14 protein-coding genes are annotated in these 16915 nt (G+C 54.3%); 8 read left to right on the top strand and 6 right to left on the bottom strand.

The features are described 5' to 3' along the window. Positions 1-150: 150 nt before the first annotated feature. From ACHHZ6_RS13410 to ACHHZ6_RS13395, 4 genes are all read right to left on the bottom strand, one after another. Entirely contained in the window at positions 151-1050 is a 900-nt protein-coding gene (locus ACHHZ6_RS13410; protein ID WP_395122358.1) for a Dyp-type peroxidase, read from the bottom strand. Positions 1051-1142: 92 nt separating this feature from the next. Beyond that, positions 1143-1718, bottom strand: a complete 576-nt coding sequence (locus ACHHZ6_RS13405) for an RpoE-regulated lipoprotein (protein WP_182272213.1) — start codon at positions 1716-1718, stop codon at positions 1143-1145. Between the two features lie 62 nt (positions 1719-1780). Continuing rightward, positions 1781-2230 (bottom strand): DUF2919 domain-containing protein, encoded by a 450-nt coding sequence (locus ACHHZ6_RS13400; RefSeq protein WP_182272214.1) that lies wholly within the window; start codon positions 2228-2230, stop codon positions 1781-1783. Continuing rightward, entirely contained in the window at positions 2217-2642 is a 426-nt protein-coding gene (locus ACHHZ6_RS13395) for a GNAT family acetyltransferase (protein WP_023308738.1), read from the bottom strand. Before ACHHZ6_RS13395 ends, ACHHZ6_RS13400 begins: the two co-directional genes overlap by 14 nt. Before the next feature lie 213 nt (positions 2643-2855). On the opposite strand from ACHHZ6_RS13395, the gene amiA reads away from it, so the two are divergent. After that, entirely contained in the window at positions 2856-3731 is an 876-nt protein-coding gene (gene amiA / locus ACHHZ6_RS13390) for an N-acetylmuramoyl-L-alanine amidase AmiA (RefSeq protein WP_182918742.1), read from the top strand. After that, the gene (gene hemF / locus ACHHZ6_RS13385; RefSeq protein WP_196390321.1) at positions 3731-4630 is read left to right on the top strand and encodes an oxygen-dependent coproporphyrinogen oxidase; all 900 of its coding nucleotides are present in this window, start codon (positions 3731-3733) and stop codon (positions 4628-4630) included. The genes amiA and hemF overlap by 1 nt, the downstream gene beginning before the upstream one ends. 43 nt (positions 4631-4673) lie before the next feature. Here hemF and maeB read toward each other — a convergent pair whose 3' ends face one another. Next, entirely contained in the window at positions 4674-6953 is a 2280-nt protein-coding gene (gene maeB, locus ACHHZ6_RS13380) for an NADP-dependent oxaloacetate-decarboxylating malate dehydrogenase (protein ID WP_182918744.1), read from the bottom strand. Positions 6954-7246: 293 nt separating this feature from the next. Here maeB and tal point away from each other — a divergent pair, with 293 nt between their 5' ends. Both tal and tkt read left to right on the top strand, forming a co-directional pair. Further along, positions 7247-8197: a transaldolase gene (tal, locus tag ACHHZ6_RS13375; RefSeq protein WP_182918745.1), complete on the top strand. Its 951-nt coding sequence runs from the start codon at positions 7247-7249 to the stop codon at positions 8195-8197. A gap of 19 nt (positions 8198-8216) precedes the next feature. Continuing rightward, the gene (gene tkt / locus ACHHZ6_RS13370) at positions 8217-10205 is read left to right on the top strand and encodes a transketolase (RefSeq protein ID WP_182918746.1); all 1989 of its coding nucleotides are present in this window, start codon (positions 8217-8219) and stop codon (positions 10203-10205) included. A 55-nt stretch (positions 10206-10260) separates the two neighbouring features. Here the strand turns inward: tkt and ACHHZ6_RS13365 are convergent, their stop codons facing one another. Next, positions 10261-10593, bottom strand: coding sequence for a tRNA-binding protein (locus tag ACHHZ6_RS13365; RefSeq protein ID WP_182272220.1), 333 nt, complete (start codon positions 10591-10593; stop codon positions 10261-10263). Positions 10594-10730: 137 nt separating this feature from the next. Between ACHHZ6_RS13365 and ebgR the strand changes: the two genes are divergently transcribed. The 4 genes from ebgR to ACHHZ6_RS13345 all read left to right on the top strand — a co-directional run bounded on the left by ebgR (position 10731) and on the right by ACHHZ6_RS13345 (position 16883). Next, on the top strand, positions 10731-11714 hold the full coding sequence (gene ebgR, locus ACHHZ6_RS13360; RefSeq protein WP_182272221.1) for a transcriptional regulator EbgR: 984 nt from the start codon (positions 10731-10733) through the stop codon (positions 11712-11714). 146 nt (positions 11715-11860) lie between these two features. Then, positions 11861-14944, top strand: a complete 3084-nt coding sequence (ebgA, locus tag ACHHZ6_RS13355) for a beta-galactosidase subunit alpha (protein ID WP_395122354.1) — start codon at positions 11861-11863, stop codon at positions 14942-14944. Continuing rightward, on the top strand, positions 14941-15390 hold the full coding sequence (locus ACHHZ6_RS13350; RefSeq protein WP_182918749.1) for a beta-galactosidase subunit beta: 450 nt from the start codon (positions 14941-14943) through the stop codon (positions 15388-15390). Before ebgA ends, ACHHZ6_RS13350 begins: the two co-directional genes overlap by 4 nt. Positions 15391-15446: 56 nt before the next feature. Next, positions 15447-16883, top strand: a complete 1437-nt coding sequence (locus ACHHZ6_RS13345; RefSeq protein WP_182272224.1) for an amino acid permease — start codon at positions 15447-15449, stop codon at positions 16881-16883. The last annotated feature ends 32 nt before the right edge of the window (positions 16884-16915 follow it).

The following is a 16915-nucleotide window of genomic DNA, read 5'->3' as shown; positions in this document are numbered from 1 at the left end:
AGTAGCAATCAACATAAAGTGAACGGAATAACCACTACTGCTTTATGTTCCCCCTCACCCCAGCCCTCTCCCTCAAGGGAGAGGGGGTATTCTGTGCCAACCTGTAATTTGTGGGGATCCCTCAACCCACCGGGAGAGGGAGAAAGGCAATTACAGCGTCAGCAGACGCTCAACGGACGGAGCGAAGTAGTAACCACCGGTCACCGGTTTGGTGAAGCGCAGCATCGCATCACGCTTGCCGTCGGTATCACCGAACATGCTCAGCAGCTGTTGTTCAATGTTATACAGACGCGCGCAGTAGGCGCAGAAATAGAGGCCATGAGTACCGCTTGCCGTGCCATACGGCAGGCTCTGGCGGACAATCTTCAGCCCTTTGCCGTTTTCCTTGAGGTCAACGCGGGTCAGGTGAGAGGTTGCCGGACGCTCGTCGCCGTCGATCTCTTCGTTGGCTTCTTTGGTTCGGCCGATCATCATCTCCTGGTCGTGCACGCTCATGCGGTTAAGCTGATTGAGGTTGTGCTCCCAGCGCTGGACGAACACGTAGCTGCCGCCCGCATCCACACCGTCTTTAATAACCGCCACTTCACGGCGTGTCTCAATACCTGCCGGGTTTTCAGTCCCGTCGACGAAACCGCTCAGATCGCGCTCTTCTACCCAACGGAAGCCGTGGACCTCTTCCTGCACCTCAATGCTGTCGCCAAAGGCTGCAACCGCCGCCTGAGCAACAGAGAAGTTCACGTCATGACGCAAAGAGAGAATATGGATCAGCACGTCGTACTGGGTTGCCGGAGCCAGACCTTTCCCGTAAGGGATAAAATCTTTCAGCTCTTCCGCCCCTTCACCACCGCTCAGCTGGTGCCAGACAGTTTTGCCAAAGGCAACAACGGCCCCCAGTTGGGCGTCAGGGAATTTGGCCTGGAAGGAAGCCAGTTTATCAATAAACACTTTACTGGCCGCACGCAGGGCATCCACGTCCCCTTTGACATTGGCTTCAATCCAAATCGCCGCGCGGCAATGTTCTGGCAAAATGCCACTCTGAACCTGAGACATCGCTCCTCCTGAAATAAAGATGCCACGACAACGTGGCATTGATGGCGGTCATTATACCCTGATTTCAACAAGGCGGCTTGCTCAGGCGCAAATTACTGCTTCCAGATAATTTTACTGATTTTCCAGTTCTTCAGCGTATCGTCAGACGGCATCAACCCTTCCGGGCCGCTCCAGGTTCCGGTGAAAAGGTAGCTGATATGCTGACTACCTTCGGCCTTACATTCCACCGCAACCTTGTTGTCAGAAGGGGCACTGGTGCAGTTGCCGAAGGCCTGTTTATAGAGATCGCTAAACGGTGTGCCCACTTTCACGCCGCCTGCCGTCGGGATATTTTCATCCAGTACCGCAATGCGGTTTACCATGCCTTTGTCACCGTTAATCACCAGCGCCAGCTTGTCGCCCTTCATCGCTTCGAAATAGCGCACGATGTTGCCATTTTCGGTTTTCATGCCGCTTCGCAGACGGTAGTCGCTGCTCAGGGCATCCTGTATGGCGTCCTGATCCAGCGCCGTCGTGGCGGTAATTTTACCCACACCCTGCTCGGTCACTTCCATTGAAGAGCCAAACCAGTTCCACGGATAAGCCGCCGACCAGTTGATCGACGAAAGCGTTGAACAGCCGGTTAATGCCAGCGGAAGAGCGCATAAAAGTAAACGCAGCGATTTCATTGAAACGTCCTTTCTTGTTAAATCAACGCTTGTTGGAGTACGACATCGACAAAAAGTGCCGCTTAATCTGACTCTGGTGTAAAACAGGCGCGCAGACGCGGGTTAGTGAGTAGCCACATCAGCGCCACAATATCCGCCACCACCAGCGCAATACCCATTCCCGTGAGGGGTTCGCCGGACAGCCAGAGCACGGGCTGCCAGCACAGCAGCGCAATTTGCGCGAGAATAAGCAACCCACGCAGCGCCCCCCACAGACGGGGGATCATATGCCGTCGCCCGCTGCACAAAAATGCCAGTACCGCAGGCACACCCGGCAATAACCCCCACCAGAACGCATTGTGATCGGGATAGAAGAGCGTCAGTAATGTATCACCCTGCCCGCGCGACGCCCCCGCCATCACAAACAACACCCAGGTTCGTGCCTGCAACAGCAGCACGCACCAGAATAAAAAAGGCAGCCTGACACGCCCCTGCGCGTCATAGTCTGCCGGATGGATATCAGTATTCTTCATCTTCGATCAAACGCTTGCCCAGGCTCAGCACGTCAGAATGCTCATAGCCCAGGCGTTCATACATACCCAGCACCACATCGTTATCTTCCCGCACCATGATCTGAATTTTCGGGCAACCACGGGCAATCAGTTTCTTTTCCAGACGATTGAGCAGCGCATTGGCGATACCGCGCCCTCGGTATTCCGGGTGGACGCCCAGATAATAGGCCGAGCCACGATGACCGTCATAACCACCCATCACGGTACCGACCACCTCACCGTTGACTTCCGCAACCAGGAACAGACTGACGTCGTGATTCACCTTACGCTCGATGTCCATTTCCGGGTCGTTCCACGGACGCAGCAGATCGCAGCGCTCCCAAAGGGTGATCACCTCTTCGAAATCTTCCTGGCGAAAAACGCGTATCTCCATGGTATTAACCGCCTTTTCGGGTTTAAAAACAGTGATTATGACGCGAACGCCACGTTTATCCAATAATCGGGGAAAATCTCGCCAAAATTTGGCATAATGTCACTTTGTCACGTATTGAAATGAAAAGTAAAACAATTCCCAGGTAAGGATTGTCGTAACGTTAATCGAGATACGATATAACACCAGGATCCCAATTTTTTCAATTCAGGCCGCATGAGCACATTCAAACCATTAAAAGCACTCACATCGCGTCGTCAGGTTCTCAAAGCGGGGCTGGCGGCCTTAACGTTAACAGGCATCGCAAAGCAGGCTCAGGCAAAAGAAGAGAGCACGCTTAAAACCAGTAATGGACACAGCAAACCGAAGGCGAAAAAACCCGGTGCGAAGCGCGTTGTCATGCTCGATCCGGGCCACGGCGGCATTGATACCGGTGCGATTGGCAAAAACGGCGCTAAAGAAAAACATGTCGTACTGGCAATTGCAAAAAATGTGCGCGCAATTTTACGCAGCAACGGCATTGACGCCCGTCTGACACGCTCTGGCGACACCTTCATTCCGCTGTATGACCGCGTGGAAATAGCCCACCAGCACGGTGCAGACCTGTTTATGTCGATTCACGCAGACGGCTTTACCAACCCATCGGCGGCGGGTGCATCGGTGTTTGCACTCTCCAACCGCGGGGCCAGTAGCGCGATGGCAAAATATCTCTCCGATCGCGAAAACCGGGCAGATGAAGTGGCCGGGAAAAAAGCCACTGATAAAGATCACCTGTTACAACAGGTACTGTTTGACCTCGTTCAGACGGACACCATTAAAAACAGCCTGACGCTCGGTTCGCACATTCTGAAGAAAATTAAGCCAGTGCACCGACTGCACAGTAAAGGCACCGAACAGGCCGCGTTTGTGGTACTGAAATCGCCGTCGATTCCGTCGGTGCTGGTCGAAACTTCTTTTATTACTAACCCGGAAGAAGAGCGTCTGCTCGGTACCACGGCATTTCGCCAGAAGATCGCCAACGCCATCGCCTCCGGGATAATCAGTTATTTCAACTGGTTCGATAACCAGAAAGCGCACTCCAGGAAACGTTGATGAAACCCAATGCACAACTGGTCAAAACATTCCTGCTGCAGTTGCAGGATGAGATTTGCCAGAAACTGGCCGCCGCAGACGGCGCTGAATTCCAGGAAGATAACTGGCAGCGTGAAGCAGGTGGTGGCGGACGTAGCCGCGTGCTGCGTAACGGCGGCATCTTTGAGCAGGCAGGGGTCAATTTCTCCCACGTTCACGGCGATGCCATGCCCGCCTCCGCCACGGCGCACCGTCCTGAGCTGGCAGGCCGCAGTTTCGAAGCGATGGGCGTTTCTCTGGTCGTACATCCGCATAACCCGTTTGTCCCGACCAGCCACGCCAACGTGCGCTTTTTCATTGCGGAAAAACCGGGAGCCGATCCGGTGTGGTGGTTTGGTGGTGGTTTTGACTTAACACCCTACTATGGCTTTGAAGAGGACGCCGTACACTGGCACACCACCGCGCGCGACCTCTGTCTGCCGTTTGGTGAAGACGTTTACCCAAAATATAAAAAGTGGTGCGATGATTATTTCTATTTGAAGCACCGTGACGAGCAACGTGGTATTGGCGGGCTGTTCTTTGACGATCTGAATACGCCGGATTTTGATACCGCATTCCGCTTTATGCAGGCAGTAGGTCAGGGGTATACCGACGCTTATCTGCCTGTCGTCGAGCGCCGTAAAAACACCGACTACGGCGTACGTGAGCGCGAGTTCCAGCTCTACCGTCGCGGACGCTATGTCGAGTTCAATCTGGTGTGGGATCGCGGCACGTTATTCGGCCTGCAAACGGGCGGACGCACGGAATCGATTCTGATGTCGATGCCGCCGCTGGTACGCTGGGAGTATAATTTCGAGCCAAAAGAAGGCAGCCCGGAAGCTGCCTTAAGTGAGTTTATAAAGGTTCGGGACTGGGTTTAAACACACGTTACCCCTCACCCCTTTGGGGAGAGGGGTAACGAAGTTACAGCGGCTGCGTCTGCGCCTCAACCACTGCCAGTGCCACCATGTTCACGATACGGCGCACGGAAGCAATCGGCGTTAACACGTGAACCGGTTTTGCCACACCCATCAGTACCGGCCCAACGGTGACCCCTTCAGAGCTGGAAACGCGCAGCAGATTATAGCTGATACGCGCGGCTTCCACGTTCGGCATAATCAGCACGTTCGCTGAGCCTCGCAGCGGGCTGTCCGGCATACGTTCATTACGAATGCTTTCTACCAGCGCAGCATCGCCGTGCATCTCACCGTCAATCATCAGCTCCGGCGCACGCTCACGCACCAGCTCCAGCGTCTGACGCATTTTGCAGGCCGCCGGTGATTTAGATGAACCAAAGTTCGAGTGCGACAGCAACGCCACTTTCGGCTCGATACCAAAGCGACGCACAGTTTCCGCCGCCATCACGGTGATCTCCGCCAGCTCTTCCGGTGAGGGATCGTCGTTAACGTAGGTATCAGCAATAAAGGTGTTACCGCTTGGCAGCAGCAGCGCGTTCATCGCCCCGGCGGTATGCACACCTTCGCGATAGCCGAAGATCTCCTGCACCACGCTGAAATGTTCGTGATAGTCACCAACGGTACCGCAGATCAGGGCATCCGCTTCACCGCGGTGAACCATGATCGCGCCGATCACCGTAGTGTTGCTGATCACAGCCCGCTGAGCCTGCTCCTGGGTGATCCCGCGGCGTTTCATGATGGTGTAGTACTCACTCCAGTACTCTTTGAAGCGTGGATCGGATTCGTTGTTCACGATCTCAAAATCAACGCCCGGCTTGATTTGCAGCCCCAGCTTCTGGATACGCATCTCGATGACGCTCGGACGACCAATCAGGATCGGCTTCGCCAGCCCCAGAGTAATCAGCTCCTGAGTGGCATGCAGCACACGCGCCTCTTCCCCTTCTGCCAGTACCACACGCTTCGCGTCGGTACGTGCCTGAGAGAAGATCGGCTTCATAAACAGGTTGGTTTTGTAGACAAACTCGGTGAGCTTATCGACGTAGGCGTCGAAATCCTGAATTGGACGTGTTGCCACGCCGGAATCCATCGCCGCTTTAGCGACCGCTGGCGCAATTTTTACGATCAGACGCGGGTCGAACGGTTTTGGAATGATGTAATCCGGGCCGAAGCTCAGATCCTGATCGCCATACGCCGAGGCGACCACTTCGCTCTGCTCGGCGTGGGCCAGTTCAGCAATAGCACGAACGGCTGCCAGCTTCATCTCTTCGTTGATAGCCGTCGCACCAACGTCCAGCGCACCGCGGAAGATGAACGGGAAGCAGAGCACGTTGTTCACCTGGTTCGGGTAGTCCGAACGACCAGTACAGATAATGGCATCTTCACGCACCGCTTTAGCCAGCGGCGGCAGAATTTCCGGTTCAGGGTTAGCCAGTGCCAGAATCATTGGCGCACGCGCCATTTTCTGCACCATTGACTGAGTCAACACTTTCGGGCCAGAACAGCCGAGGAAGATGTCCGCGCCGTCAATCACGTCGTCCAGCGTACGCTTGCCGTCGTCTTCCACCGCGTAGGCCGCTTTGGTTTCCGCCATGTTCGGCTCGCGGCCTTTATAAATAACGCCTTTGGAGTCACAGACCACAATATTGTGTTTCTGCATCCCAAGCGCCACCAGCAGGTTCATACAGGCGATAGCCGCCGCACCCGCACCGGACACCACCATGCGCACGTCAGAGAGATTTTTCTCCACCACCCGCAGGCCGTTCAGAATGGCCGCCGTGCTGATAATCGCCGTACCGTGCTGGTCATCATGGAACACGGGAATGTTCATACGTTCACGCAGTTTCTGCTCAATGTAAAAACATTCCGGCGCTTTGATGTCTTCGAGGTTAATACCACCAAACGTTGGCTCCAGAGCGGCCACCACGTCGATGAATTTGTCGGGATTGAGCTCATCCACCTCGATATCAAACACGTCAATACCGGCGAATTTTTTGAACAGAACGCCCTTCCCTTCCATAACCGGCTTACCGGCCAGTGCGCCGATGTTACCTAAGCCCAGCACCGCCGTGCCGTTAGAAATAACCGCCACCAGGTTGCCGCGCGCGGTGTATTTGTAGGCTGCCAGCGGATCTTTTTCGATTTCAAGGCAAGGTGCTGCCACGCCTGGCGAATAGGCCAGCGCCAGATCGCGCTGGGTTGCCAGCGGTTTAGTTGGGGAAACCTGAATTTTGCCCGGGACAGGAAACTCGTGAAAATCGAGGGCACTTTGCTTCAACTGCTCATCCATCTTGTTATTCCTTTCACGTTTCGGTCAAAAAGGGTGATGTTTACGATCCTGATGCCACACCCTGGGGTGCCACATAGTATCGCCGCAGGCAGCCTCACAAACTTTGAAGGCCGCCAAACTCTCACCATTGCAGCACAAAAATTGTTATCAATTTATAACTGGCATGTTACCCGTCTCAGGGCGCAATGCCTCCCCCGTCTGCTATGCTTTTTTTGTTAAGTCCATCATGCATTTTTCAGAAGTGTGAACTAACGCACTCGGGTAAGTCTTTTATTTCCATGGAGTAATTACTTATGAACCAACTAGATGGCATCAAACAATTCACCACCGTGGTCGCCGACAGCGGCGATATTGAGTCGATTCGTCACTATCAGCCTGAAGATGCGACCACGAATCCCTCGCTGCTGCTCAAAGCGGCAGGGCTTGCTCATTTTAGTCATCTGATTGATGACGCCATTGCCTACGGTAAACAGCGCGGGAAAACACAGGAGCAGAAGGTCATCGAGGCCAGCGACAAACTGGCCGTTAATTTCGGTACCGAAATTCTGAAAAGCATTCCGGGACGCGTGTCGACTGAAGTCGATGCTCGCCTCTCCTTTGATAAAGAAAAGAGCATCAGCAAAGCCCGTCATCTTGTCGAACTCTACCAGGAGCAGGGTATTGATAAGTCACGCATTCTGATTAAGCTCGCCTCAACCTGGGAAGGAATTCGCGCCGCAGAAATCCTGGAAAAAGAGGGTATCCACTGCAACCTGACGCTGCTGTTCTCGTTTGCTCAGGCTCGCGCCTGCGCGGAAGCGGGCGTGTTCCTCGTCTCACCTTTTGTCGGACGTATCTACGACTGGTATCAGGCTAAACAGCCGATGGATCCGTATGTGGTGGATGAAGACCCCGGCGTAAAATCGGTTCGCAATATCTACGACTACTTCAAACTGCACCGCTATAACACCATCGTAATGGGAGCCAGCTTCCGTCGTACCGAGCAAATCCTGGCGCTGGCAGGCTGTGACCGCCTGACTATCTCCCCTAACCTGCTCAAAGAGTTGCAGGAAAAAGAAGAGACGGTGGTGCGCAAGCTGGTGCCCTCCTCAACCGTGCTCCCGAAACCCAAAGCCATGACCGAAGCGGAGTTCCGCTGGGAGCACAATCAGGACGCGATGGCCGTGGATAAACTGGCGGAAGGCATCCGCCTGTTCGCCGTCGACCAGCGCAAACTGGAAGATCTTCTCGCCGCCAAACTTTAACCTTGCCACGGAGTGAACTATGTCCCGTAAAGAGCTTGCCAATGCCATTCGCGCCCTCAGCATGGATGCCGTGCAAAAAGCCAATTCCGGCCATCCTGGCGCACCGATGGGCATGGCAGATATTGCCGAAGTGTTGTGGAACGACTTTCTGAAGCACAACCCGAACGATCCCACCTGGTACGACCGTGACCGTTTTATTCTCTCCAATGGTCACGCGTCAATGCTGCTCTACAGCCTGCTACACCTGTCCGGTTATGACCTTCCTCTTGAAGAGCTAAAAAACTTCCGCCAGCTACATTCGAAAACACCAGGCCACCCGGAGATCGGCTATACACCGGGCGTTGAAACGACCACCGGACCGCTCGGCCAGGGGTTAGCGAATGCGGTTGGAATGGCGATTGCCGAACGCACGCTGGGCGCACAGTTCAACCAGCCAGGGCACGACATTGTCGATCACTACACGTACGTGTTTATGGGCGACGGCTGTCTGATGGAGGGGATTTCGCACGAGGTATGTTCTCTTGCGGGCACGCTGGGGCTGGGCAAGCTGATCGGTTTTTACGATCACAATGGCATCTCCATCGACGGGGAAACCGAAGGCTGGTTTACCGACGATACAGCAAAACGGTTTGAGGCGTATCACTGGCACGTGGTGCATGACATTGATGGTCACGATCCTGACGCGGTGAAAAAAGCGATTCTTGAGGCACAAAGCGTGAAGGACAAACCGTCGCTGATTATCTGCCGCACGGTAATTGGTTTCGGCTCACCGAACAAGGCGGGTAAAGAAGAAGCGCACGGCGCAGCGCTGGGTGAAGAGGAAGTGGCGCTGACCCGGCTGAAACTGGGCTGGAAATATCCCGCTTTTGAGATCCCAAAAGAGATCTACAGAGCGTGGGATGCCCGTGAAGAAGGTGAAAAGGTTCAGCACGCCTGGAACGAGAAATTTGCCGCCTACAAAAAAGCACACCCGGATTTGGCCGCCGAATTTTCCCGCCGCATGAGCGGAGGGTTGCCGGAGGACTGGGCAGCGAAAACCCAGGCGCTGATTGAAAATCTGCAGTCCAGCCCGGCAAAAATTGCCACCCGTAAGGCGTCACAAAACACGCTGAACGCCATCGGACCAATTCTGCCCGAACTGCTGGGCGGTTCGGCGGATCTGGCTCCCAGCAACCTGACTATCTGGTCTGGCTCGAAATCCCTGACGGAAAATAGTGCCGGGAATTATATCCATTACGGCGTGCGTGAGTTTGGGATGACCGCCATTGCCAATGGCATCGCCCACCACGGTGGTTTTGTACCTTATACCGCCACCTTCCTGATGTTTGTGGAGTATGCCCGTAACGCAGCGCGTATGGCGGCGTTAATGAAAGCGCGGCAAATTATGGTCTACACCCACGATTCGATTGGTCTGGGCGAAGATGGCCCGACGCACCAGGCGGTCGAGCAGCTGGCAAGCCTGCGTCTGACGCCTAATTTCAGCACCTGGCGTCCGTGCGATCAGGTCGAAGCGGCAGTGGGCTGGAAACTGGCGGTTGAGCGCCACAGCGGGCCAACGGCGCTGATCCTGTCGCGTCAGAACCTGACGCAGATGGAACGCACGCCGGAGCAGGTCAAAAACATCGCCCGTGGCGGGTACATCCTGAAAGACAGCGGCGGCAAACCGGACGTCATTCTGATTGCCACCGGTTCTGAAGTGGAAATCACGGTGAAAGCGGCGGAGAAACTGACCGCCGAAGGTCACACCGTGCGCGTGGTTTCCCTGCCTTCAACCGATATTTTTGACGCCCAGGACGAGGCCTACCGTGAATCGGTTTTACCCGCAAACGTCGCGGCTCGCGTGGCGGTTGAGGCCGGTATTGCCGACTACTGGTATAAATATGTCGGGCTGAAAGGCGCGATTGTCGGGATGCGGGGTTACGGTGAATCGGCTCCTGCCGATAAACTGTTCCCGTATTTTGGCTTTACCGTTGAGAACGTGGTTGAGCAAGCATTGAGCATTATGTAACACCGGAACTGTCGTTTTGCAGGCCGGGTAAGGCGTAGCCCTCACCCGGCTTTTTTTATACCACCCGCACACCAGCCGGCATCACCCGCTCCGGCGTTAACAATACGCTTTCACTGGCATCATCGGTTTCAGCACAGAGCAGCATGCATTCGGAGGTTTCGCCGCGCATTTTGGCCTTGGCCAGATTGCATAACACCACCACGGTTTTCCCCATCAACTCCTCTTCCCGGTAATAGGGTACCAGGCTGGTGACGGTTTGCAGCGTTTTACCACCCACCTCTATCTGCGCGATATAGAGCTTGTCGGCATTAGCGTGGCGTTTGACGTCCACAATCGTCCCTACACGGATCTCCAGCTTTGCAAAGTCATCGTAGGCTATCGTTTCCATTATCACTCCTTAGTAAAATTTTACTAAATACTAGCACACCATTTGCCCAAGGCAACCGCCGGGAAATTTACTAAAAACAGATGCATGTCCGAACGCATCCTTTACAATGGGATAAAACGTGGGGAATAAGGAAAAACATGGCAACGCTCAAAGACATTGCGACGGAGGCTGGCGTCTCACTGGCAACGGTGTCCCGGGTTCTCAATGACGACCCAACACTGAATGTAAAAGAAGAGACCAAACACCGCATTCTGGAGATTGCCGAGAAGCTGGAGTACAAGAGCAGCACATCCCGAAAAATGCAGGCAGGTACCACCGGTCAGCAACATATCCTGGCGCTGTACAGCTACCAGCAAGAGCTGGAAATTAACGACCCGTACTACCTTGCCATCCGCCACGGTATCGAGACGCAGTGTGAAAAACTGGGTGTTGAGCTAAGTAACTGCTATGCCTTTGCCACTCTGCCAGACATTAAAAAGCTCACCGGCGTGTTGATTGTCGGCAAACCGTCCCCGGCCATCCGGAGTGCGGCAACCGCGTTGACTGACAACGTCTGCTTTATCGACTTTCACGAACCGGGCAGCGAGTACGATGCCGTAGATATCGACCTCTCACGCATCAGCAAACAGATCATCGATTTCTTTATTGCTCAGGGTGTTAAGCGCATTGGTTTTATCGGTGGTGAAGATGAACCAGGCAAAGCCGATATCCGTGAAGTTGCCTTTGTGGAATATGGCCGCCTGAAAGGGGTCGTATCGGAACAGGACATCTGGCGCGGTGGTTTTTCCAGCTCCTCCGGCTACGGGCTGGCAACAATGATGCTGTCACAGAAAACCTGGCCCTCCGCGCTGTTTGTGGCCTCCGACTCCATTGCCATCGGCGTATTGCGCGCCATCCATGAGAAAGGGCTGGCGATCCCGGAGGATATCTCGCTGATTAGCGTGAACGATATCCCGACCGCTCGCTTCACCTTCCCGCCACTCTCCACCGTGCGTATTCACTCTGAAATGATGGGCAGCCAGGGCGTTAACCTGTTGCTGGAAAAATCCCGCGATGGCCGGGCGCTGCCGCTGCAGGTTTTCGTACCGAGCGTACTGAAACTGCGCGGCACTACACGCTAATTCTCTCCCTTCAAACAGTTTGCCGGGCACGCCCGGCATTTTTTTATTTCGTGATCGGGTTAAAGCAAATCGGCTTTACTGATTTTATTTAGTAAAATTTTTACTAAAATACTCAGCAATGATGTTTTACCCCACAGGGAGATCACATGAATCGCTGGGAAAATATTCAACTCACGCACGAGAACCGGCTCCCGCCGCGTGCGTACTTCTTCGCTTACGATACCGTTGCCCAGGCTCGCACATTTGCCCGCGAAGCCAGTAGCCACTTTCTGTCATTAAGCGGCCAGTGGAATTTTCGCTTTTTCACTCATCCACTGCTGGTGCCCGAAAACTTCACCTCACACTACATGGCGGACTGGGGTGATATTACCGTGCCCGGTATGTGGCAAATGGAAGGCCACGGCCAGCTGCAGTATACCGATGAAGGCTTCCCCTTCCCGGTAGATGTACCGTGGGTACCAACGGATAACCCAACCGGGGCATATCAGCGCTGGTTCACCCTGTCAGACAACTGGCAAGGCAAGCAGACCATTATCAAATTTGACGGTGTCGAAACCTACTTCGAAGTCTACGTGAATGGCCGCTACATTGGCTTTAGCAAGGGTAGCCGACTGACCGCTGAGTTTGATATCAGTGACGCGGTTCATGGCGGGCAAAACCTGCTGTGCGTGCGGGTCATGCAGTGGGCAGATTCCACCTATATTGAAGACCAGGACATGTGGTGGACAGCGGGCATTTTCCGCGACGTCTATCTGGTAGGTAAAAAACCGACCCACGTGCGTGATGTGACGGTCAAAACTACCTTCGACGAGGCGTACCAGAACGCCACTCTCTTCTGCCAGCTTGAGCTGGAAAATCTTGCTCCGCAACCTGCCAGCGTATCGCTGGACTATACCCTCTATGACGGTGAGACGGTGCTCCATCAGGGCGTGACCGGCAGCCTGACCATCGGCCGCAGCGGTGAGACATCCTTTAGCATGGAGGTCAGGCAGCCGCAGCAGTGGTCTGCAGAATCACCGTATCTCTACCACCTGGTCATAACATTAAAAGATGAGCACGGACAGACGCTGGAAGTGATCCCACAGCGTATCGGTTTTCGTGACATCAAGGTGCGTGACGGCCTGTTTTACATCAATAACCACTACCTGAAGCTGCACGGCGTTAACCGTCACGATAACGATCATCAGAAAGGCCGGGCCGTGGGAATGGATCGCGTTGAGCGCGATCTGATCCTGATGAAGCAACACAACATTAATTCGGTTCGTACCGCCCACTACCCGAACGACCCACGCTTTTATGAACTGTGCGACATCTACGGCCTGTTCGTGATGGCGGAAACAGATGTGGAGTCTCACGGTTTTGCCAACGTCGGTGACCTGAGCCGCATCACCGACGATCCGGTGTGGGAACATGTCTACGTTGAGCGTATCGAACGCCACATTCATGCGCAGAAAAACCACCCGTCAATCATCATCTGGTCGCTCGGAAATGAGTCTGGCTACGGCTGCAATATCCGCGCGATGGCCCGGGCGGCAAAAGCGCTGGATGACACGCGCCTGCTGCACTACGAAGAAGATCGCGACGCTGAGGTGGTGGATATCATCTCCACCATGTATACCCGCGTGCCGCTGATGAATTTATTCGGTGAATATCCGCATGCCAAACCGCGCATTATCTGCGAATACGCCCATGCAATGGGTAACGGCCCCGGCGGGTTAACCGAGTATCAGAACGTATTCGACCGCCACGACTGCATTCAGGGTCACTATGTCTGGGAGTGGTGTGACCACGGCATTCAGACGGCTGATGCCAGCGGTAACACGTATTACGCCTACGGCGGCGACTTTGGCGATTACCCGAATAACTACAACTTCTGTCTCGACGGACTCATTTACTCCGATCAAACGCCAGGCCCGGGACTGCGCGAATACAAACAGGTTATCGCTCCGGTCAAACTGCGCTGGCAGAACGGTGAGCTGAACATTGAAAACCGCTTCTGGTTCACCACGCTGGATGATTACACCCTGCTTGCCGAAGTGCGTGCTGAAGGTGAAACGCTGCACAGCCAGCCGCTGGTTGTGACCGGGCTGGCACCAGACAGTTCGCGCAGCGTGAGCCTGGACTTGCCTGAACTCGATGAGCGCGAAGCGTTCCTGACCGTGCGCGTCAGCAAAAATAGCCGTACCCGCTATAGCGAAGCGGGACACAACATTGCGGTGTACCAGTTCCCGTTAAAAGCGCGCACTGCGCATGCGACGCCGCTGATCAACACCAACGCCACGCCGCTGAAACGGGAAGAAGACCGCCTGAGTTACACCGTGACCGGGCATAACTTCCGCGCGATCTTCTCTAAAGTAACGGGAAAACTCAGTGTCTGGCAGGTTAACGGCGAGGAAAAGATTACCCGCGAACCGAAGATTAACTTCTTCAAGCCGATGATTGATAACCACAAGCAGGAGTATGAAGGGCTGTGGCAACCCAACCATCTGCAGATCATGCAGGAGCATCTGCGTAGTTTCGACGTTGAGCAGCATGACGACGCGGTTGTCATTACCACCCGCACGCTGATTGCCCCGCCGGTGTTTGATTTTGGAATGCGCTGCACCTATCGCTGGCGCATCACCGCCGACGGGCAAATCAACGTTGCGCTGAGCGGTGAACGCTACGGCGATTACCCGCACATCATTCCGTGCATCGGCTTTACGCTCGGCATCAACGGCGAATTTGACCAGGTGAGCTACTACGGACGCGGGCCAGGGGAAAACTACCCCGACAGCCAGCAGGCCAGCACCATCGATCTGTGGCACACCACGGTGGATAAGATGTTCGAAAATTACCCCTTCCCGCAGAACAACGGCAACCGCCAGCAGGTGCGCTGGGCAACGCTTGCCAACCGTCACGGCAGCGGACTTCTGGTGGTGCCTGAGCAACCAATCCACTTTAGCGCATGGCACTACACGGCAGAGAACATCCACGCGGCACAGCACTGCAATGAACTGCATCGTTGCGATGACATTACCCTCAACCTTGACCATCAGGTACTGGGTTTAGGCTCCAACTCCTGGGGAAGCGAAGTGCTCGACTCCTGGCGCGTCTGGTTCAGACCGTTCCGCTACGGGTTCACCCTGCTCCCACTGGACGGTGGACAAGCCGCCTCGCAGGCGCTGGCGCACCATCAGTTTGGCACCGGTTTCTTCTCCATGAATTCGCACAGCGAGGCAGACAAATGATCGTTCTCGACAGCCTGGAACAGTTCCAGCAGCTTTATCGCACGGGCCGCAAGTGGCAGCGCTGCGTAGAGGCCATAAACAACATCGACAATATCCAGCCCGGCGTTGCCCACTCGATTGGCGACTCGCTGGCCTACCGTGTGACCGGTGATGCCAGTACCGACGCATTGTTCGTCGGCCATCGCCGCTACTTCGAGGTGCATTACTACCTGCAGGGAATGCAAAAAATTGAATTCGCCGCAAAAGAAACCCTTCAGCTTGTGGCGTGTTATCGCGATGAAACCGACCGCGAATACCTGAAAGGTGTGGGTCACACCGAACAGGTGCGCGAGGGGCAAATCGTCATTTGTGAGAACCACGAGGCGTATCGCTTCATCAGTGATACGCCTGCAAAAAAAGTCGTCCTCAATGTGACCATCGAAGACGGTTATTTTCATAACAAATAAAAAAGCCAGCGGTGCCAATGAAGCACCGCTATCCTCCTCGTACCCGGAGATATGTTATGTCTGAAGTCACTAAGCGTAATACCATCGGCAAATTCGGCCTGCTGTCGCTGACGTTTGCCGCCGTGTTTAGTTTTAATAACGTCATCAACAACAATATCGAGCTGGGCCTCGCCTCAGCGCCGATGTTCTTTTTAGCCACCCTGTTCTATTTCATTCCGTTCTGCTTAATCATTGCAGAGTTTGTTTCACTGAATAAAAACTCCGAAGCCGGGGTTTACGCCTGGGTGAAAAGTTCGCTGGGTGGACGCTGGGCGTTTATTACCGCCTATACCTACTGGTTTGTTAACCTGTTCTTCTTTACCTCGTTATTACCGCGCGTCATCGCCTACGCCTCTTACGCCTTTTTGGGTTATGAGTACATTCTTACGCCGTTTGCCACCACAGTACTGAGTATGGTGCTGTTCGCCTTCTCCACCTGGGTGTCTACCAACGGGGCGAAAATGCTGGGGCCGATTACCTCCGTCACCTCCACGCTGATGCTATTGCTGACCCTCTCTTATATTCTGCTGGCGGGCGCGGCTCTGATGGGTGGCGTTCAGCCTGCCGACCCTATCACCGTGGATGCGATGATCCCGAACTTCAACTGGGCATTCCTCGGTATTACCACCTGGATATTTATGGCTGCCGGTGGTGCGGAATCCGTTGCGGTATACGTCAATGACGTTAAGGGCGGCTCCAAATCCTTCGTTAAAGTGATCATTCTGGCGGGGATATTCATCGGCGTACTGTACTCCATCTCCTCGGTGCTGATTAACGTCTTTATCAGCAGCAAAGAGCTGAAATTTACCGGCGGCTCGGTGCAGGTGTTCCACGGTCTGGCGGTATGGTTTGGCCTGCCGGAAGTGCTGATGAACCGCTTTGTCGGGCTGGTTTCCTTTACCGCGATGTTCGGCTCCCTGCTGATGTGGACGGCAACCCCGGTCAAAATTTTCTTCTCTGAAATCCCGACCGGCATTTTTGGCCCCAAAACCGTGGCGCTGAACGAAAACGGCGTACCGGCACGCGCGGCGTGGATCCAGTATCTGATTGTGATCCCGTTAATGATTATCCCGACAATGGGGTCGAATACCGCGCAGGAACTGATGAACACCGTCATCAACATGACCGCCGCCGCATCAATGCTGCCGCCGCTGTTCATCATGCTGGCGTACCTGAACCTGCGCCGTAAGCTCGATCATCTGCCACGCGATTTCAAAATGGGCTCACGCACCACGGGCATGGTAGTGGTATCGATGCTGATTGTGATTTTTACCATCGGTTTTGTGGCCTCAACCTTCCCGACCGGTGGCAATATTCTGACGATTATTTTCTATAACGTCGGCGGCATTGTTTTATTCCTCGGATTTGCCTGGTGGAAATACAGCAAATACGTAAAAGGATTATCAAAAGAACAACAAGAAATTGAAGCATCACCGGCCTCGAATATTAACTAACACTGAAGGCATGGATTTTTTCTCATTGGGAT

Source organism: Enterobacter cloacae complex sp. 2024EL-00214, assembly GCF_043945575.1.
Classification (GTDB): Bacteria; Pseudomonadota; Gammaproteobacteria; order Enterobacterales; family Enterobacteriaceae; genus Enterobacter; species Enterobacter cloacae_P.
The sequence above is the reverse complement of the archived record's forward strand: the minus strand, read 5'-3'. Positions and strand labels throughout refer to the sequence as shown.